This is a genomic window from Kitasatospora sp. NPDC057936 (assembly GCF_042887525.1).
In the GTDB taxonomy this organism is placed as follows: Bacteria; Actinomycetota; Actinomycetes; order Streptomycetales; family Streptomycetaceae; genus Kitasatospora.
On the sequence record NZ_JBHVPD010000065.1, the window covers coordinates 25,217 to 42,889 of the forward strand.

General features: G+C 73.8%; 18 protein-coding genes. 10 read left to right on the forward strand and 8 right to left on the reverse strand.

Annotated features, from left to right (window positions below; genetic code table 11):
- Positions 1 to 185: 185 nt before the first annotated feature.
- Positions 186 to 482, reverse strand: coding sequence for a type II toxin-antitoxin system VapB family antitoxin (locus ACFVU9_RS29065; RefSeq protein ID WP_329927244.1), 297 nt, complete (start codon positions 480 to 482; stop codon positions 186 to 188).
- 188 nt (positions 483 to 670) lie between these two features.
- Here ACFVU9_RS29065 and ACFVU9_RS29070 point away from each other — a divergent pair, with 188 nt between their 5' ends.
- Positions 671 to 2,236: a helicase HerA-like domain-containing protein gene (locus ACFVU9_RS29070; RefSeq protein WP_380444565.1), complete on the forward strand. Its 1,566-nt coding sequence runs from the start codon at positions 671 to 673 to the stop codon at positions 2,234 to 2,236.
- Between the two features lie 28 nt (positions 2,237 to 2,264).
- Here ACFVU9_RS29070 and ACFVU9_RS29075 read toward each other — a convergent pair whose 3' ends face one another.
- Entirely contained in the window at positions 2,265 to 3,431 is a 1,167-nt protein-coding gene (locus tag ACFVU9_RS29075) for a hypothetical protein (protein ID WP_387598366.1), read from the reverse strand.
- A gap of 98 nt (positions 3,432 to 3,529) precedes the next feature.
- Entirely contained in the window at positions 3,530 to 4,183 is a 654-nt protein-coding gene (locus ACFVU9_RS29080) for a rhomboid family intramembrane serine protease (RefSeq protein ID WP_387598369.1), read from the reverse strand.
- Positions 4,184 to 4,266: 83 nt separating this feature from the next.
- Here ACFVU9_RS29080 and ACFVU9_RS29085 point away from each other — a divergent pair, with 83 nt between their 5' ends.
- A complete protein-coding gene (locus ACFVU9_RS29085) occupies positions 4,267 to 4,785 on the forward strand; it encodes a YbhB/YbcL family Raf kinase inhibitor-like protein (RefSeq protein WP_380444561.1) in 519 nt (172 codons plus the stop codon).
- 4 nt (positions 4,786 to 4,789) lie between these two features.
- On the opposite strand, the gene ACFVU9_RS29090 is transcribed toward ACFVU9_RS29085, so the two are convergent.
- The gene (locus ACFVU9_RS29090; protein ID WP_380444584.1) at positions 4,790 to 5,764 is read right to left on the reverse strand and encodes a helix-turn-helix transcriptional regulator; all 975 of its coding nucleotides are present in this window, start codon (positions 5,762 to 5,764) and stop codon (positions 4,790 to 4,792) included.
- A 96-nt stretch (positions 5,765 to 5,860) separates the two neighbouring features.
- On the opposite strand from ACFVU9_RS29090, the gene ACFVU9_RS29095 reads away from it, so the two are divergent.
- Complete coding sequence (locus tag ACFVU9_RS29095) at positions 5,861 to 7,342, forward strand: MFS transporter (RefSeq protein ID WP_380444559.1); 1,482 nt, start codon at positions 5,861 to 5,863, stop codon at positions 7,340 to 7,342.
- A gap of 70 nt (positions 7,343 to 7,412) precedes the next feature.
- Positions 7,413 to 7,625: a KTSC domain-containing protein gene (locus ACFVU9_RS29100; protein WP_380444558.1), complete on the forward strand. Its 213-nt coding sequence runs from the start codon at positions 7,413 to 7,415 to the stop codon at positions 7,623 to 7,625.
- On the opposite strand, the gene ACFVU9_RS29105 is transcribed toward ACFVU9_RS29100, so the two are convergent.
- Positions 7,618 to 8,244 carry a TetR/AcrR family transcriptional regulator gene (locus ACFVU9_RS29105; protein WP_380444556.1) on the reverse strand — a complete coding sequence of 209 codons (627 nt, stop codon included), beginning with the start codon at positions 8,242 to 8,244 and terminating at the stop codon, positions 7,618 to 7,620. The two genes, ACFVU9_RS29100 and ACFVU9_RS29105, sit on opposite strands and share 8 nt — an antisense overlap.
- A gap of 103 nt (positions 8,245 to 8,347) precedes the next feature.
- Between ACFVU9_RS29105 and ACFVU9_RS29110 the strand changes: the two genes are divergently transcribed.
- Complete coding sequence (locus ACFVU9_RS29110; protein WP_387598375.1) at positions 8,348 to 8,749, forward strand: DUF4345 domain-containing protein; 402 nt, start codon at positions 8,348 to 8,350, stop codon at positions 8,747 to 8,749.
- 59 nt (positions 8,750 to 8,808) lie between these two features.
- Here ACFVU9_RS29110 and ACFVU9_RS29115 read toward each other — a convergent pair whose 3' ends face one another.
- Positions 8,809 to 9,408 (reverse strand): HhH-GPD-type base excision DNA repair protein, encoded by a 600-nt coding sequence (locus tag ACFVU9_RS29115; RefSeq protein ID WP_380444552.1) that lies wholly within the window; start codon positions 9,406 to 9,408, stop codon positions 8,809 to 8,811.
- A 274-nt stretch (positions 9,409 to 9,682) separates the two neighbouring features.
- On the opposite strand from ACFVU9_RS29115, the gene ACFVU9_RS29120 reads away from it, so the two are divergent.
- From ACFVU9_RS29120 to ACFVU9_RS29135, 4 genes are all read left to right on the forward strand, one after another.
- A complete protein-coding gene (locus ACFVU9_RS29120; RefSeq protein ID WP_380444551.1) occupies positions 9,683 to 10,030 on the forward strand; it encodes a DoxX family protein in 348 nt (115 codons plus the stop codon).
- A gap of 394 nt (positions 10,031 to 10,424) precedes the next feature.
- Positions 10,425 to 12,782 (forward strand): germacradienol/geosmin synthase, encoded by a 2,358-nt coding sequence (locus ACFVU9_RS29125; protein WP_387598379.1) that lies wholly within the window; start codon positions 10,425 to 10,427, stop codon positions 12,780 to 12,782.
- A gap of 170 nt (positions 12,783 to 12,952) precedes the next feature.
- A complete protein-coding gene (locus ACFVU9_RS29130; RefSeq protein WP_380494532.1) occupies positions 12,953 to 13,759 on the forward strand; it encodes a VOC family protein in 807 nt (268 codons plus the stop codon).
- Positions 13,759 to 14,253: a DinB family protein gene (locus ACFVU9_RS29135; protein WP_387598382.1), complete on the forward strand. Its 495-nt coding sequence runs from the start codon at positions 13,759 to 13,761 to the stop codon at positions 14,251 to 14,253. The genes ACFVU9_RS29130 and ACFVU9_RS29135 overlap by 1 nt, the downstream gene beginning before the upstream one ends.
- Here the strand turns inward: ACFVU9_RS29135 and ACFVU9_RS29140 are convergent.
- Both ACFVU9_RS29140 and ACFVU9_RS29145 read right to left on the reverse strand, forming a co-directional pair.
- A complete protein-coding gene (locus ACFVU9_RS29140; protein ID WP_387598385.1) occupies positions 14,250 to 14,972 on the reverse strand; it encodes an ArsR/SmtB family transcription factor in 723 nt (240 codons plus the stop codon). The two genes, ACFVU9_RS29135 and ACFVU9_RS29140, sit on opposite strands and share 4 nt — an antisense overlap.
- A 56-nt stretch (positions 14,973 to 15,028) precedes the next feature.
- A complete protein-coding gene (locus tag ACFVU9_RS29145) occupies positions 15,029 to 15,982 on the reverse strand; it encodes a MerR family transcriptional regulator (RefSeq protein ID WP_380509033.1) in 954 nt (317 codons plus the stop codon).
- Between the two features lie 179 nt (positions 15,983 to 16,161).
- On the opposite strand from ACFVU9_RS29145, the gene ACFVU9_RS29150 reads away from it, so the two are divergent.
- Positions 16,162 to 17,661: an alpha/beta hydrolase gene (locus ACFVU9_RS29150; RefSeq protein ID WP_387598388.1), complete on the forward strand. Its 1,500-nt coding sequence runs from the start codon at positions 16,162 to 16,164 to the stop codon at positions 17,659 to 17,661.
- Positions 17,662 to 17,673: the final 12 nt, after the last annotated feature.

The window sequence follows — 17,673 nt, forward strand, 5'->3', positions numbered from 1 at the left end:
CAGGTCGCGGCCGTAGTCAGCAGATTAGTGCCCGTTGCCTGCGAAGGTACTAAACGATCATCATCTGGAGTACCCGGCTACCCGAAAGGGTGTACGAGAGGGGCGTGCGGAGGCGCCCGGGTACGACGGGACCGCCCTCCGCCTCGGCGGCGAGGGGGCGGTCCGGAAGCGTGCGGGCGGGCCCGTCACTCCATGTCGAGGACACGGGCGTGCAGCACCTGGCGCTGCTGCAGCGCGGCCCGTACGGCCCGGTGCAGCCCGTCCTCCAGGTAGAGGTCGCCGCGCCACTTCACCACGTGGGCGAAGAGGTCCCCGTAGAAGGTCGAATCCTCGGCCAGCAGGGTTTCGAGGTCGAGCTGGCCCTTGGTGGTCACCAACTGGTCGAGTCGCACCGGGCGCGGGGCGACGTCGGCCCACTGGCGGGTGCTGGTCCGGCCGTGATCCGGGTACGGCCGCCCATTGCCGATGCGCTTGAAGATCACACGGAAAGCCTACCGTTCGGACGGCGGATGGCGCAGCAGCCGCGACGCCGCCACGCGCTCGGGTGTGAACTGCGGGTGGACGTTTGCGGCTGTTTGATGGGAAATGTCGCGAACTTCGCCCACGATTTCCGACCGGGTTCCGCCCCATTGGCGCGGCCCGGTCCCGCTCTGCCCAGGAGTGTGCCCCGATGTCCTCCGCCCTCACCCCGCCGGCCGTCCGGGAGATCGCCGACGGGTACGCCTTCACCGGGCCCGCCCTCGACCTCGGCGCGGTGCTCCTGGACGGCACGGCCTACCCCGACGCCCAGGTGCGCATCCCGCTCGCCGTGCTCAACCGGCACGGGCTGGTCGCGGGCGCGACCGGCACCGGCAAGACCAAGACCCTCCAGCTGATCGCCGAACAGCTCTCGGCCCAGGGCGTGCCGGTGTTCCTCGCCGACGTCAAGGGGGACGTCTCCGGGGTGTCCGCGCCGGGCGCGCCGAGCGAGCGCACCGCCGCGCGGGCGGCCGAGGTCGGTCAGGAGTGGACGGCCACGGGCTGCCCCGCCGAGTTCTTCTCGCTCGGCGGAGAGGGCACCGGTATCCCGGTCCGGGCCACCGTCACCAGCTTCGGGCCGCTGCTGCTGTCCAAGGTGCTCGACCTGAACGAGACCCAGGAGTCCTCGCTCAGTCTGGTGTTCCACTACGCCGACCGGGCCGGCCTGGAGCTGTACGACCTCAAGGACCTCACCGCCGTCATCGGCTTCCTCACCTCCCCCGAGGGCAAGGAGGAGCTGCGGACCGTGGGCGGGCTCTCGTCGGCCACCGCCGGGGTGATCCTGCGCGCCCTGACGGTGCTGGAGAACGAGGGCGCCGGGGCGTTCTTCGGCGAGCCCGAGTTCGACACCGCCGAGCTGCTGCGCACCGCGGCGGACGGCCGGGGCGTCGTCTCGGTGCTGGAGCTGCCCGCGGTGCAGGACCGGCCGCGGCTGTTCTCCACCTTCCTGATGTGGCTGCTCGCCGACCTCTACCAGGAGCTGCCCGAGGTCGGCGACCTCGACAAGCCCAAGCTGGTGTTCTTCTTCGACGAGGCGCACCTGCTGTTCAAGGGCGCGTCCAAGGCCTTCCTGGAGGCGATCACCCAGACCGTGCGGCTGATCCGCTCCAAGGGCGTCGGGATCTTCTTCGTCACCCAGACCCCGAAGGACGTGCCCGCCGACGTCCTCGCCCAGCTCGGCAACCGGGTGCAGCACGCGCTGCGCGCGTTCACCCCGGACGACGCCAAGGCGCTCAAGGCGACGGTCTCCACCTTCCCCCGTTCGTCGTACGACCTGAGCGAGGTGCTGACCTCGCTCGGCACCGGGGAGGCCGTGGTGACCGTCCTGTCGGAGAAGGGCGCGCCGACGCCCGTCGCCGCGACCCGGCTGCGGGCGCCGCAGTCGCTGATGGGGCCGGTCGACGAGGGCGAGCTCCGGGCGCTCGTGGACGCCTCGCCGCTGACGGCGCGCTACCGGGACGCGATCGACCGCGAGTCGGCGTACGAGAAGCTCGCGGCCCGGGCGGCGCGCGCCGAGCCCGCGCCGGCGCCCGTCCCCGAGCCGTCGCGCGACGCGGCGCGGGAGGCGGGGCGGGCCGGCGCGCAGGCCGGGGCGGGCGGGCTGCTCGGCTCGCTGCTGAACAACCCGACGGTGAAGTCGCTCGCGCGCTCGGCCGGGAAGCAGCTCGGGCAGGAGATCTCGCGCAGCCTGTTCGGGACGTCCAAGCGGCGGCGGTAGGGCCGCCGGTGGGGGCCGCCGGTGCGGCCTACGCGCGGAGCGCGGCGCCGATCCGGTCGAGCGAGGACAGGCGCATCAGGCCGTAGTTGTAGAACTCGACCTCGGGGACGCCGAGTTCGCGCAGGACGGCGAGCTTGGCGGCGAGGTTCTCCGGGCCGTCGCAGTCCGAGGACATCGGGCGCAGGATCACCGCCATGTCCTGCGGGCGGACGCCGTGCAGGGCGAAGGCGGCGATCTTCTCCCGGACGGCCTCGGGGGTCCTCGCGTAGCCGAGCGTCTCGATCTGGTCCGCGGCCCCGGCGAGCGCGGGCAGGTCGATGCCGGACAGCCAGCCCTTGCCGGGGCCGCCGCCGTCCATGAAGCTCAGCCGCATGCCGTGGCGACGGGCCTCCGTGGACAGCTCGGCGGCCAGCGAGGTGACCGTCGCGGCGGAGGCGTCCACGTAGGCGGCGAACGCGCCGTCCGCGAGCTCGTCCAGCGCACCGGGCTCGGCGGCGGCCCTCTCGTCGGCGAGGCGGCGGCGCAGCTCGGTGCGCACGGCCTCGGCGACCTCGTCGGCCGGGACGCCCGCGCCGGCGGCGGCCGTGCGGCAGTGCGGGCAGAAGCAGACGCCGAGCAGCGCCTCGGCGACGGGACCGAGCTCCTCGAAATAGCGTTCGTGGTGGTAGCCGTGGCGCAGGCCGTGGAAGTGCAGCGACTCGGCCCGGACCGCGTCCACGCCGTAGCGCGCCAGGTCGGCGACGAGGGTGTGCGCGTACTCGCGGACCTCCGGGTTCGCCGGGCACAGCTCGGTGAGGTGGCGGTCGCCGAAGGCGTTGGCCGGGGCGCAGTCGGGGTGGGCGAAGCCGAGCCGGTCGTTGTGGCAGAACACCGTCCAGGCGTGCAGCCCGAGGCCGCGGCGGCGGGCCTCGGCGGCGGCCTCGGAGAACGGGTCGCGCTCGCCGATGGCGGTGGACGGGACGGGCGCGAGGCGGCGGCCCCGCCAGCGGGCCGGGTCGGGGCGGAAGTAGGCGGCGCCCGGTTCCAGGTAGCGGACCACCCGGCGCGGGTTGTGCGGGAAGACGTCCCGGGCCTCGTGGTAGACCGAGGCGAGGGTGACGCCGCCGACCCCGGCACGGTCGGCGAGGTTGCCGAAGAAGGTGTCGGGGCCCTCGTCCAGCAGGTCGGTGGCGAAGGCGAGGACGGACGACTCCACGGTGCGGCTCCGGAGCAGGGGGCGGGGGCGCCGTCCACGCTAGCCGCAGGGGTTCGGATTGGTCTATACCTGGCCGGTCGGGCGCTGCGCCGGACGGGCTAGAGGCCCAGGTCGTCCAGCTCCTTGAGCAGGGCGGAGCGGGAGTCGGCGGGTGCGGGCGCGGGCGCCGGCTTCGGTGCCGCCTGGTCGCGGAGCAGGACGGCGGCGGCCAGTCCGCCGGCCAGCCCGCCGAGGTGGCCCAGCCAGCTGACGCCGTGGGCGACCGGCAGCACGCCGATCAGGATGGTCCAGTAGACCGCGGCGACGCCGAGGCCGACCACCGCGTCCAGCACGTTGCGGTCGAGGACCCCGCGCAGCACCACGTAGCCGAGGTAGCCGTAGACCATGCCGCTCGCCCCGGCCGTCACGGTGTTCGGGCTCTCCAGCAGCCAGACCGTGAGCCCGCCGGAGACCACGATCACCAGGCTGGCCAGCAGGAACTTGCGCATGCCCCGGTAGGCGGCCAGGAAGCCGAGCACGAATAGCGGCCAGGAGTTGGAGACGATGTGGTCCCAACTGAAGTGCAGGAACGGCATGGTGAACATCTCGGGCAGGTCGCCGATCCGTTCCGGGCGCAGACCGAACTCCCGGGACAGGTCGTAGTCGTCCAGCCAGTTCAGCACCTGCACGGACCAGATGACGGCCTGGATCCCGAGCATGGTGAACAGCGCGCGGCGGGAGTCCGAGAGCAACCGGGCGAATTTCGAGGCCATGACGTCGACTTTAGGGGCGACCGGATCGGACGTGCACCCCGTTACAGTGACCGGTGTCATCCCGACCGTGAGAGGTGCACGCCATGAGTGTCCGTCCGCCGCTTCCGTACGAGTTCCTGCCGCAGGTGCCGTCCTTCCCGCTGACCAGCGCGGACCTCACCGAAGGCGGCACGCTGGCGCGGGAGTTCATCCACGCCGGCGGCAACCTCTCGCCGCAGCTGTCCTGGTCGGGCCTGCCGGAGGGCACCCGCGGCATCGCCGTCACCTGCTACGACCCGGACGCGCCGACCGGCTCCGGCTGGTGGCACTGGCTCGCGCTGAACCTGCCCGCCGGCACCACCGAACTGCCGCGCGGCGCGGGCTCCTCGGACGACGCCCTGCCGGGCGCGGCCTCCTTCCACGGGCGCAACGACTTCCCGGGCAACCGGTACGACGGCGCCGCCCCGCCGCCCGGCGCCCCGCACCGCTACGTCTTCGCGGTGCACGCGCTCGACGTCGAGAAGCTGGACGTCTCGGCCGACACCCCGCCGGCCCAGGTCGGCTTCCACCTCACCTTCCACACCCTCGGCCGGGCGCTGCTCACCGCCGAGTTCGGGGTCTGACGGCTCAGGGAGGACCGGCCAGGTCGGCCGCGCGGGTGGCGCGGCCGGCCAGGGTGCGCAGGTGGGCGATCAGCTCCGGGGGCTCGTGCACCTCGAACTCGCAGTCGAGCAGCAGCAGTCCGGACGCGAGCCACTTGAGCGAGTCGCCCCGGGAGTGCAGCCGGCAGGTGCGGTCGTCGATCGGCTCGATCCGGTACTCCCCGGTCCACGGCATCCAGCGGTCGACCTCGTCGGCGGGGCGGTGCACGGTGGCGACCATGCGGTACGCCGTGTTCCGGCGGCGCAGCTTGTCGGCCACGAACGCGGCGGCGTCCTCGGCGGGCAGCGGGCGCGGGGTGAAGCGCGCGCCGGTGGCGAAGGGCTCGCGGAGCCGGTCGACCCGGAAGAGCCGCCAGTCGTCCCGGTCCAGGTCGAAGCCGACCAGGTACCAGCGGCGGCCGGTGGAGACCAGGCGCTCGGGCTCGACGTTGCGGCGGGTCTCGGCGCCGTCGCGGGCCCGGTAGGCGAAGCGCAGGCGCTCGTGGTTGGCGACGGCGCCGGCGAGCAGGGTGAGGTCGTCCGGGTCGACGGTCGGGCCGTCGCCGGTCATCAGCGGCACGGTGGCCGTGTTGAGCGCGCCCACCCGGTGCCGGAGCCGTCCGGGCAGTACCTGGAGCAGCTTGCCCAGGGCCCGGACGGACGCCTCCTCGATGCCCACCACCGCGTGCCCGGCCGCGGCCCGCAGCCCGACCGCGATGGCGACCGCCTCCTCGTCGTCCAGCAGCAGCGGCGGCATCGCCGTCCCCGCGACCAGCCGGTAGCCGCCGATCGCGCCCATCGTCGCCTGCACCGGGTAGCCGAGGTCGCGCAGCCGGTCGATGTCGCGCCGGATCGTCCGGGCGCTGACGCCGAGCCGCTCGGCGAGCTCGCTGCCGGGCCACTCGCGCGGGGTCTGCAGCAGGGAGAGCAGGTTCAGCAGACGGGCCGGGGTGTCGGTCATGCCGTCCAGGATGCCGGAGAACTGGGACAGGATCTGGCCTACATGCCCCCTACCGTCGTCCACGTGCCGACGAGCGAGACGAACGAGGAGCGTGTGATGAGCACAGTGGACACCGACCGGCGGAGGTGGATCGCGCTGGCGATCGTGATGGTCGCCTCCTTCATGGACCTGGTGGACGTGACGATCGTCAACATCGCCGTCCCCAGCATCCAGGAGGACACCGGCGCCTCCTTCAGCGCCATCCAGTGGGTGACCGGCGGCTACGCGCTGGCCTTCGCGATCGGCCTGATCACCGGCGGGCGCCTCGGCGACATCTACGGCCGCAAGCGGCTGTTCCTGATCGGCATCGGCGGCTTCACGCTCGCGTCCGCGCTGTGCGGCCTGGCCACCGGGCCGGACATGCTGGTCGCGATGCGGGTGCTCCAGGGCGGCACGGCGGCCCTCATGGTGCCGCAGGTGCTCTCGATCATCCACGCGACCTTCCCGGCGGAGGAGCGCGGCAAGGTGTTCGGCATGTTCGGCGCGGTGGTCGGCCTGGGCGCCGTCTCCGGGCCGTTGATCGGCGCGCTGCTCACCGAGTGGGACCTCCTCGGCCTGGCCTGGCGGCCGATCTTCCTGATCAACCTGCCGGTGGGCCTGGCCGGCCTGCTGGCCGGGCGCCGCTTCATCAGCGAGTCGAAGGCCGAGAAGGCGCTCAAGCTCGACCTGGTGGGCGTGGCCCTCGCGAGCGTCGGCCTGCTGATGCTGATCTACCCGCTGACGCACGGGCGGGAGGCCGGCTGGCCGCTCTGGGGCTACCTGTCGATGGCCGGCAGCCTCGTGGTGTTCGCGCTGTTCGTGGTGTACGAGAAGGCCAAGGCCCGGCGGGACGGCTCGCCCCTGGTGGAGCTCTCGCTGTTCCGGGTGAAGTCCTTCGCGGCCGGGATCGGCGTGCAGCTCACCTTCGGCGTGGTCTGCGGGATCTTCTTCCTGGTGTGGACCCTCTACATGCAGATGGGCCTCGGCTGGAGCCCGCTGAAGGCCGGCTCGACCGGCATCCCGTTCTCGCTCGCGGTCTCGACGGCCGCCGGGCTGTCCGTGCAGAAGCTGGTGCCGCGGTTCGGGCGCCGGGTGCTGCAGACCGGCGCGCTGGTGATGGCGGCGGGCGTGCTCACCTACATCTGGGAGGCGCACCGCTACGGGACGGCGATCGCGCCCTGGCAGATGGCGCTGCCGCTGGTCGTGATGGGCCTCGGGATGGGGCTGATCGTCGCGCCGATCACCGACGCGATCCTGGCGGAGGTGCCGCGCGAGCACGCCGGATCGGCGTCGGGCCTGATCAACACCGTGCAGCAGGTGGGCAACGCGCTCGGGCTCGGCCTGGTGTCGGTGGCCTTCTTCGGGGCCATGGACGACGTCGTCGCGCCGACGGCGGTGGGGGACGCGTTCAGCGGGGCCTTCGTCCACGCGATGTGGTGGGTCGCGGGGGTGCTGGTGGTGGTGTTCCTGCTGATGTTCGCGCTGCCGCGCCGGAAGGCCGTCGCCGCGGGTGCGGAGTCGGACGCGGCCGTCGGGGCCCGGGAACCCGAGCTGGTCTGACGGTTCCGTGCGGACGAGGGCCCCGGTCGCGATGCGCGGCCGGGGCCCTCGTGCGCACACTGGACGGGTCATGGACCGTACGGCGGTGGAGTCCTCGGTGCTGCGCTCGGTCGGGTACGACCGCCCGGCGCGGCGGCTGGAGCTGGAGTTCCTCGGCGGGCGCGTGTACGAGTACGCGGCCGTGCCGGCCCGGGTGCACCGCGAGTTGATGGCGGCGGACAGCCACGGCCGGTTCTTCGTCCGGCGGATCCGGGGGCGCTACGCCTATCGGCGGCTCAGCTGACGTCCCCGGCGGTGCGCGGCCAGTCGGGGGCCGGGTCGACGGGCAGCAGCGGGCGGAGGGCGCCGATGCAGCCGCCGATGCACGCGTCGCGGAGCTCGGTGCGGGTGCAGGTCTCCTCGGTGAGCCAGTCGACGACCAGGACCTGGACGAACACCAGCCAGCTGCGCAGGACTTGGGACACCGCCGCGCGGGTGCCGTCGTCGGCGAGGGGGAGCACGCCGAGGAGCCGGGCGCGCAGGGCGTCGAGCTCGTCGGTCATGATCGTCTGGATCACCGGGTCGCCGGCCAGCACGCGGTTCGCGGCGAGGACGGCGTGCCGGTTGGCGACGAAGTAGTCGAGGTGCGCGTCCATGCCCTCGACCAGTTGCTCGACGAGCGTGTCGGCCGGGTCGAAGCGGGACTTGCCCAGCAGCTGGTCGGCGGCCTGCTGGTAGACGGCGGCGAAGAGGTCCCGCTTGCCCGGGAAGTGCCGGTAGAGCAGGGCGCGGGAGACGCCCGCCTGCGCGGCGACCTCCTCCATCAGCACCTCCTCGTAGGGCCGGGCGGCGAAGAGCCGGGCTCCGACGGAGAGGAGCTGGGCGCGGCGGTCGGCGGGGGAGAGGCGTTGGCGTGGTGGCACGGGTGAAGACTACTTGACACGTGTCTACTAAGGGGTGCCTCATGGAAGTAGACACGTGTCAACCAAGCGGCACGCGTCAACCGAGGCATGGGGTGGGTGCGTCATGGCCAAGGCGCTGCGGGCGCTCGTGTGGACGATGGGGATCGCGTGCGTGGCGATCGGCCTCGCGCACGTACTGGTGGGCAACGCCGTGCTCCCCGGCGAGGAGCACGCCGGGGCGACGATCGACAGCTGGGGCCGCTTCATGGGCGCGATCTTCGCCGGGTACGGCGCCGCCTGGATCCGGCTCGCCCGGCAGGCGACGATCCCGGCGCGCACCGTCCGGTGGCTCGCCGGCGTGTTCCTGCTCGGAGGCGCCGGGCGGCTGCTGTCGCTCGCGGCGACGGGCTGGCCGGGCGCGTTCCAGGCTGCGCTGGCCGCGCTCGAACTCGGGCTGCCGCCGGTGTACTTCTGGCTGGCGGACGCCGACGAGCGCCGGACCGCGGCCGGTCGGGCGGTGGCCTGAGCCGGTCCGGTGGGCGGTCGGGCGGTGGCCTGAGCCGGTCCGGTGGGCGGTCGGGCGGCTCAGCGCGCCTTGGCGGTGGCCTTGGCCTCCTTCGCGGCGCGCTTCGCCTCCTGCTTGAACTCCCGTACCAGGACGAGCGATTCGGGCCCGGTGATGTCGGCGACCGAGCGGTGCGCGCCCTCGTCGCCGTACGCGCCGGCCGCCTCGCGCCAGCCGTCCGGCCGCACGCCGTACTGCTTGCCGAGCAGTGCGAGGAAGATCTGGGACTTCTGCTTGCCGAAGCCGGGGAGCGCGTTGAGCCGGCTCAGCAGCTCCTTGCCCGTCCTGGCGTCCTTCCACAGCGCGGCGGCGTCGCCGTCGTACTGCGCCACGAGGAACTGGCAGAGCTGCTGCACCCGCTTGGCCATCGCGGCCGGGTAGCGGTGCACGGCCGGCTTCGCGGAGAGCAGGGCCACGAACTCCTCGGGGTTGTACGTGGCGATCTCGTGGGCGTCCAGGTCGTTCCGTCCGAGCCGCTGGGCGATGGTCAGCGGGCCGGTGAACGCCCACTCCATGGGCACCTGTTGGTCCAGCAGCATGCCGACGAGCGCGGCGAGCGCGCTGCGTCCGAGCAGTTCATCGGCCTCGGGCTGCTGTGCGAGCCGAACGGTGACGTCCATGGGGCCCTCCTCGGAGTGAATCGGTCGGGTAGGCGCCCAGTCTGGTCGACGGGGTGGGAGGGGTGGTGGTCAACACGCCCGTAGGAGGGGAAGTCTTGGGGATCGAGGCCATGGCGGAGCTGGTTTGTTCGTTGGCGTAGCGGTTGTTGGGGGCGTCCGGAGCCAACACCCCACCCCTGGACGGAACATTTTTTCCCCGTGGCGGTCACACTCTCCGCTTCCGGCGGGTCGAAGGAGTGTCGGACCAACCAGCCACCGAGTGGGGAGCACTTCAATGTCCGTGGCCTACGTCATCGTCACCGTCCTCGGCGCCGTCATGGCCGGATTCTCGGCCGGCTCGGTCTTCGCCGGAGCCAAGTACGTCGTCGAGCCGCTCGCCCAGTACGGCGTCCCGCGCAGCTGGTGGGTCTGGCTCGGGATCGCCAAGGCCGCGGGCGCGGCCGGCCTCCTGGTGGGCCTCCTCGTCCCGGGGGTCGGCCGCCTCGCCGCCGTCGGCCTGATCCTCTACTTCGTCGGTGCCGCGCTCACCGTCGTCCGCGCCCGCCACTACGCGCACGTCCCGTTCCCGCTGGTCTACCTCGCGCCGGTGGCGGCTTCGCTGGTCCTCGGTCTGGCGGCCTGAGCGGCCGGTGCCGCGGTGCGCGGCCGGTGCTGCGGTGCGCGGCCGGTGCTGCGGTGCGCCTCCCGGGAAGGACGGGCCGAACTCGGCCCGTCCTTCCGGCCGTTCGGGGTGGTGGGGGCTCGTGGGTGGTGCGTGCGTGGTGAGGACGTGGCGCCGGTGGCGTGTGCCCGGTGGGTGTGCGCTCCGCTGGGCGGGTGGTTGTGGCGGATGGTGCGGGTGGGGCTCCCGATCCCGCACGGGTGAGCCACCGTTGGCCGGTCGCTCGGGCGGAAGTTCGACCGGGGGTTCGAGCATGTGGGTCATCTCATATGACTGTTCTTGTTGTGCCGGTGCCGGGCCGGGGGCGCGCGTCATCCTTGGTCCAAGTCGACGCGTCCAGAAAGGCTCGCCCGCCGTGACCCAGCCGTTCGAACTGCCGTCCTTCTACGTGCCGCACCCGGCACGTCTCAACCCCCATCTCGACGGGGCCCGGGCCCACTCCTCCGACTGGGCGCGGGAGATGGGCATGCTGGAGGGGTCCGGCATCTGGGACCAGGAGGACCTCGACGCCCACGACTACGGCCTGCTCTGCGCCTACACCCACCCCGACGCCTCCGCCGAGGCGCTGTCGCTGGTCACCGACTGGTACGTGTGGGTCTTCTTCTTCGACGACCACTTCCTCGACATGTACAAGCGGACCAACGACCGCGAGGGCGGCAAGGCGCACCTCGACCGGCTGCCGCTGTTCATGCCGGCCGACCCGGCCGCCCCGGTCCCCGAGCCGGAGAACCCGGTCGAGGCGGGCCTGGCCGACCTCTGGCGGCGGACCGTGCCGGCGATGGGCGAGGACTGGCGGGTCCGCTTCGCCGAGAGCACCCGGAACCTGCTCGACGAGTCGCTGTGGGAGCTCTCCAACATCAACGCCGGCCGGATCGCCAACCCGGTCGAGTACATCGAGATGCGCCGCAAGGTCGGCGGCGCGCCGTGGTCCGCGCAGCTGGTCGAGGTGGCCGCCGGGGCCGAGGTGCCGAAGGAGGTCTCGGGCTCGCGCGCGCTGCGGGTGCTGATGGACGCGTTCGCCGACGCCGTGCACCTGCGCAACGACATCTTCTCCTACCAGCGGGAGGTGGAGGACGAGGGCGAGCTGAGCAACGGCATCCTGGTGCTGGAGCGGTTCCTGGAGTGCTCCACCCAGGAGGCCGCCGAGGCGGTCAACGACCTGCTCACCTCACGGCTCCAGCAGTTCGAGAACACCGTGTTCACCGAACTGCCCGTGCTGTTCGCCGAGACCGGGCTCGAACCGATCGGCCGCGCCAAGGTGTTGACGTACGTCAAGGGGCTGCAGGACTGGCAGTCGGGCGGGCACGAGTGGCACATGCGGTCGAGCCGCTACATGAACGGCAGGGGCATGAACGGCGGGGGCGCGGCGGCGGAACCGGAGTCGGAGTCGGTCGAGTCCCTTGACGCCCGGGCCGGGTGGGACCCGTTCGCGATCGGCGGGATCGGCACGTCGGCACTGGACCTGGTGCGCGGCGGCGGGCCCGCGCCGGCGCCGCCGGCGGCGCCCGTCGGGCCGGGCGCGGTGGATCCCGCGGTGCGGCGGGCGCGTTCGCACGGCCACGTGCCGTTCCAGCACGTCGGGCCGTCCCGGCTGCCGGAGTTCAAGGTGCCGTTCCCCCTGACCCTGAACCCTGACCTGGCGGGCGCGCGCGACCGGGCCGTCGAATGGGCCCGGCGGATGGGCCTGTTGGACGACCTGCCGGGCGTCCCCGGTTCCGCGCTCTGGACGGCCGAGTCCACCCGCGACTACGACCTCCCGCTCTGCATGGCGGGCATGCACCCGGACGCCACGGCCGCTCAACTCGACATCGGCTCGGCCTGGTTGCTCTGGGGCACCTGGGCGGACGACTACTTCCCCCGGGTCTACGGGCGCACCCGCGACCTCGCCGGTGCCAAGCTCGCCGTCGAGCGGCTGCCGCTGTTCATGCCGGTCGACGACGGCGGCCCGGCCGCGGAGCCGGCCACCGCCCTGGAGCGGGGCCTGGCCGACATCTGGGAGCGGACGGCGGGGCCGATGACCGCCGATGCCCGGCGGACGCTCCGCAGCAGCATCGAGGACATGCTCCACAGCTGGATCTGGGAGATCTCCAACCAGGTGCAGCACCGCATCCCGGACCCGGTCGACTACCTGGAGATGCGCCGGGCCACCTTCGGCTCCGACCTCACGATGAGCCTCAGCCGGATCGGCCACGGGCAGACCGTGCCGCCCGAGGTGTACGAGCACGGCGTGATGCGCTCGCTGGAGAACTCGGCGGCCGACTACGCCTGCATGATCAACGACCTTTTCTCGTACCAGAAGGAGATCGAGTACGAGGGCGAGGTGCACAACGTCGTCCTGGTGGTCCAGAACTTCTTCGGCTGCGACTACCCGTCGGCCGTCCGGATCGTCGACGACCTGATGCACTCGCGGCTCGCCCAGTTCCAGCACGTCGCGGCCGAGGAGCTCCCGGTCCTGTACGACGACCTCGGGCTCGACGACGCGGCGCGCGAGCTGCTCGGGGGGTACGTCGGGGAACTGGAGAACTGGATCGCGGGGATCCTGAACTGGCACCGGGGGTGCCGCCGGTACACCGAGGACGACCTGAAGCGGCACTTCGGGCGTGAGGGGCACGACGCGGCGCGGGCGGAGGTGCCGCGGCTGGGCGTGGTGCCCGGCGGGCCGACGGGGCTGGGCACGTCGGCGGCCCGTGTGGCGTCGGCGCTGGTCGGGTAGCCGGCGCGGGCGAGGGCCCCGGTGCGGGGCGTGGTGCGGCCGGTCGGGACGGGCTCCGACCGGCCGCGCCGTGTGCGGGCGCGCGGGCGGCGAGGGGACTGGCTAGGGTGACGGAATGGGGGCAAACCGGGCGTAAATGCCACGCGAGAGCCGTACGAGAGGGCAGACAGATGGCCGCGCTACCTGAAGGCACACCCTGCTGGGCCGACGCGATGTTCACCGACCTGGAGGGCGCCAAGACCTTCTACGGCGACGTCCTGGGCTGGACCTTCGGCGAGAGCTCGTCGGAGTTCGGCAACTACACGCAGGCCTACTCGGACGGCAAGGCCGTCGCCGCCGTCGTGCCGCCGATGTCAGGCCCGGACGGTACCCAGGCCCCGTCCGCCTGGTGCCTGTACCTCGCCTCGCCGGACGCCGCCGCCACCGCCGAGAAGATCCGCGGCAACGGCGGCGAGGTGCTGATGGGCCCGATGCAGGTCGGCGAGTTCGGCACGATGGTGATCGCGAAGGACCCGGGCGGCGTCGTGTTCGGCGTCTGGCAGGCCGGTACCCACGAGGGCTTCGAGAAGCAGGGCGAGCCCGGCGCGTACTGCTGGGCCGAGGTGGTGACCCGCGACCCGGCCGGGGCGGACGGGTTCTTCCCCGCGGTCTTCCCGTACGGCGTGCAGAAGATGGACAGCGAGCAGGTCGACTACAAGATCTTCCGGCTCGGCGAGCAGCCGGTGCTGGGCCGGATGGCGATGGGTCCGGCCGACCTGCCGCCCGAGGTGCCCTCGTACGTGAGCGTGTACTTCGCGGTGGCCGACGTCGACGCGGCGCTCGTCCGGCTGCGCGCGGGCGGCGGCGCCGTGCACATGGAGCCGATGGACAGCCCGTTCGGCCGGTTCGCGGTGGTCGGCGACCCGCAGGGCGCCGCCTTCGGGATCATCGACACGGGGACGACCGCCGGCGACCTGCCCACCCTGGCGGACGCCTGATGGGCGAGCGCGAGGACCTCGTCGCGACGCTCGGCAAGCACCGCGGCCTCCTGCGGTACACCGTCCGCGACCTCACCGACGAACAGGCCGCCCGGCGCACCACGGCCAGCGAACTGTGCCTGGGTGGCCTGATCAAGCACGTCGCCGCGGTGGAGGCGCGCTGGATGCGGTTCGCGGTCGGCGGCGCCGAGGAGATGCGGCGCGGCGGCGGCTCGCAGGACGACTGGGCCGCGATGTTCCGGATGCTCGACGGCGAGACGCTCGCCGGGCTGCTCGCCCGCTACGAGGAGGTGGCCCGGGAGACGGACGAGCTGGTCCGGACGCTGCCGGACCTCGACCTCGCGCACGAGCTGCCGAAGGCGCCGTGGTTCGAGCCGGGGGCGACGTGGTCGGTGCGGCGCGTCCTGCTGCACGTCCTCGCCGAGACGGCGCAGCACGCGGGGCACGCGGACATCCTGCGGGAGTCCTTGGACGGCGCGAAGACGATGGGTTAGCCGGCTTCCGGCTCCAGCCTCAGACCGAGGAGTTCGCGCAGCGCGCGGTCCCCGTCCGGCGTGACGCGCAGGGCCCGGCCGGAACCGATCCGCTGCACCCACGCGCGCTCCAGCGCCGTCCGGCAGAGCGCCGCGCCCAGCGCTCCGCCGAGGTGGGTGCGGCGTTCCGTCCAGTCCAGGCAGGTGCGGACCACCGGGCGGGCGCCCCTGCCGCCCGCCCGGGGCGGCAGGTCGATGGCCTGCTCGGCGAGCCAGCCGAGGCCGTCCCCGGTGAGGGCGAGCCCGGCGTCGTCGCTGACCAGGCCGCGGTCGAGCATGGCGTCGGCGACGGCCACGCCGAGGCGCCCGGCCAGGTGGTCGTAGCAGGTGCGGGCGCGGGCCTCGGCGCTGCGGCGGGTGGCCTCGCGGAGGGTGCCCGGGGCCGGCCCGCTACCCCCGGTGGCGTCCCCCGCCGCCGTCTCGGCGAAGACCGTGAGGTCCTCGATCAGCGTGGCGACGGCGGGCCCGGCCAGCCGGACGTACCGGTGCCGCCCCTGCCGCTCCTCGGCGAGCAGGCCGCCCGCGATCAGGCGCGACAGGTGCTCGCTCGCCGTGGACGGCGCGACGCCCGCGTGCCGGGCCAGCTCGCCGGCCGTCCAGGCGCGGCCGTCGAGCAGCGCGCCGCAGAACGCGGCGCGGGTGGGGTCGGCGAGCAGGGCGGCCAGCTGGGCGAGTGACATGCCTCCATGGTCGCGCGGAGTCGTTTCGGCCGGGGCCGAAACGGTGGCAGGCCTCTTCAGGCGGCTGCCGCCAGCTGCCCCGCCAGCGCCGCCCGCAGCCAGGCGTGCGCCCGGCCGAGGGTGGGCTCGTCGGGTGTGGTCAGTACGCCGGCGAGCTCCCAGTAGCGCGCGATCACCGGGTCGTCGGTGACGTCGAGCATGACCCGCAGCCGGCGCCGGAAGTCCGGCGTGTCCCGGACGGAGCGGGAGGCGGCGTGCGCGGCGACGAAGTTGTCGAGCGCCCCGCCGTCGTACGGGTCCCGGCCGGCGCGCAGCTCCGCCGAGGCCAGGTCGTAGGCCTCGCCGAGCCCCTCGTAGAGCACGGCGGGCCGGTACTCGTGGTCCGTGCGGGCGAGTTCGTTCGGGCAGCCGCCCTTGCCGGTGGCGGAGTGGCTCGGGCCCGAACAGCCCTGGGAGACGAGCGCGTTCAGCCGGGCGAACGCCAGCACCTGGTCGGGCGCCGGGTCCGCCGGGGGCTGCGGGACGGCCGCGTCGACGATCGCGGCGGTCAGCCGGGCGGGCATCCGCAGCGGCAGCGCGCGCCGCCAGAAGCGGGCCAGCGGGGTGGTGTCCGGCGGGGTGGTCAGCCCGCCGATGAGCGTCAGGCGGTCGGCGCGCTCCTCGGGCGGGCACTCGTGCAGCAGCCGCAGGGCGGCCTCCCGCCAGCGCAGGGCGGTGAGTTGGGAGCCGAGCTCGCGCAACTGCCGGGCCACCGCGTCCTCCAGGGCGTCGCCCAGCCCCCCGTCCTGCTCCAGCAGCCGGCCGACCTCCGGGACGGGCAGGTCGAGCGTGCGCAGCGAGCGGATCAGCCGCAGCCGCTCCAGCGCCTCCGGCCCGTACCGCCGGTGGCCGCCGGAACTGCGCCCGGCTTCGGGCAGCAGGCCGCGGTCGGAGTAGAAGCGGACGGTCTTGACGGTGACGCCCGCGTGCTCCGCGAGCTCACCAATGCTCCACAGGACGGCCGGTGGCAAGGCTTGAACCTCCCTCAGGGGGAGTTCCTACGGTACCCGCATCGCCCGGCCGGACGGGGGTCGGCCGGGTGATCACCGGCGTTGTCGGGCGACTGCCTGCGACTGCCTGCGACTGCCTGCGACTGCCTGCGACGCCGGGTGACGCCGGGTGACGACGAACGACGAGGAGGAGATGCGACATGACCGCATTCGTGCTGGTACCGGGCCACTTCACCGGGGGCTGGATCTGGCGGGAGGTGAGCGCCCGGCTCCGCGCGGCCGGCGCCGAGGTGCACGAGGCGACGCTCGCCGGCGGGGGCGGTGCCGGCCTGGAGGCCCACGTCGAGGACGTCCTGCGCCTGATCGACGCCGCCGCCGACCCCGAAGTCGTCCTGGTCGGCCACGAGTACGGCATCCACCCGGTGCTCGGCGCCGCCGACCGGCGGGCGGACCGCCTCACCCGCATCGTCTACCTGGACGCCGGCCTGCCGGTGGACGGCGACCGGGCCGTCCAGCTCGTCCCCGACCAGCTCGCCCGCGAGGTGCTGACCGACCCGGCCCGCCGGCCCGCGGACGGCCTCCTCCCGGCGCCCGGCCGGGGCGAGTGGCACCGCTGGGGGAGCACCGACGGCCTCACCGCCGAAGCGCTGGACCGGCTCACCGGGCTGGCCACCGCGCAGCCCGTCGCCAGCCTCACCGAGCCGCTGCGGCTGTCCGGCGCCGTCGCCTCGGTGCCGACCACCGGGATCCTCTGCACCTCGGGCGGCGTCACCATCGCGAGCGTCGAGGCCATGGTGCGCACGGGCATGCCGCAGTTCCGGTTCCTGGCCGACCCCCGGGTGGGCTTCTTCGACCTCGACACCGGCCACTGGCCGATGCTCTCCCGCCCGGAGGAGCTCGCCGACCTCCTGCTCAGGGCCGCCGCCGGCGAGGGCCACCGGATCGCCCCGCCGCCCGCCGCCGAGGCGCCGGTGTTCTCGCGCCCGCACGTCCTGGACACCCCGGAGCACCCGCTGCCGGACTGCGCGCACGAGCGGGCCGGGAACCTCGACGTCTACCTGCCGGAAGCCGAAGGCCCGTTGCCCGCCGTGCTGTTCGTCCACGGCGGCCCCGTCCCCGCCGGCACCCGGCCCACCCCGCGCGACTGGCCGGTGTACGTCGGCTACGGCCGGTACGCGGCGAGCCTCGGCGTCGTCGGCGCGACGGTCGAGCACGGCCTGGACGAGCTCTACGGGTACCCGCGGGCCGCCGACGAGATCGCCGCGGCCGTCGAGGCGCTGCGCGCCCACCCGCGCGTGGACGGCGACCGGATCGCGCTCTGGTTCTTCTCCGGCGGCGGCCTGCTGACCACCGACTGGCTCGCCGAGCCGCCGTCCTGGCTGCGCTGCCTCGCCGCGAACTACCCCGTCCTCGCGCCGCTGCCCGGCTGGGAGGCCGTCGACCGGCGCTTCCGCCCGGCGGAGGCGGTGGCGGGGGCGGGCCGGCTGCCGATCGTGCTCACCCGGGCCGGGCTGGAGGCGGACGCGATCGCGGCGACGGTCGCCGGGTTCGTCGCGGCGGCGGGGGAGCACGAGGCGGCGCTGGAGGTGATCGACGTCCCGAACGGGCACCACGGCTTCGAGCTCGCGGACCACACCGACGAGGTCCGGGACGCCGTCGCCCGCGCCGCCGCCTCCGTCCTGCGGCACCTGCGGGCGTAGCCGTCCGGGGGT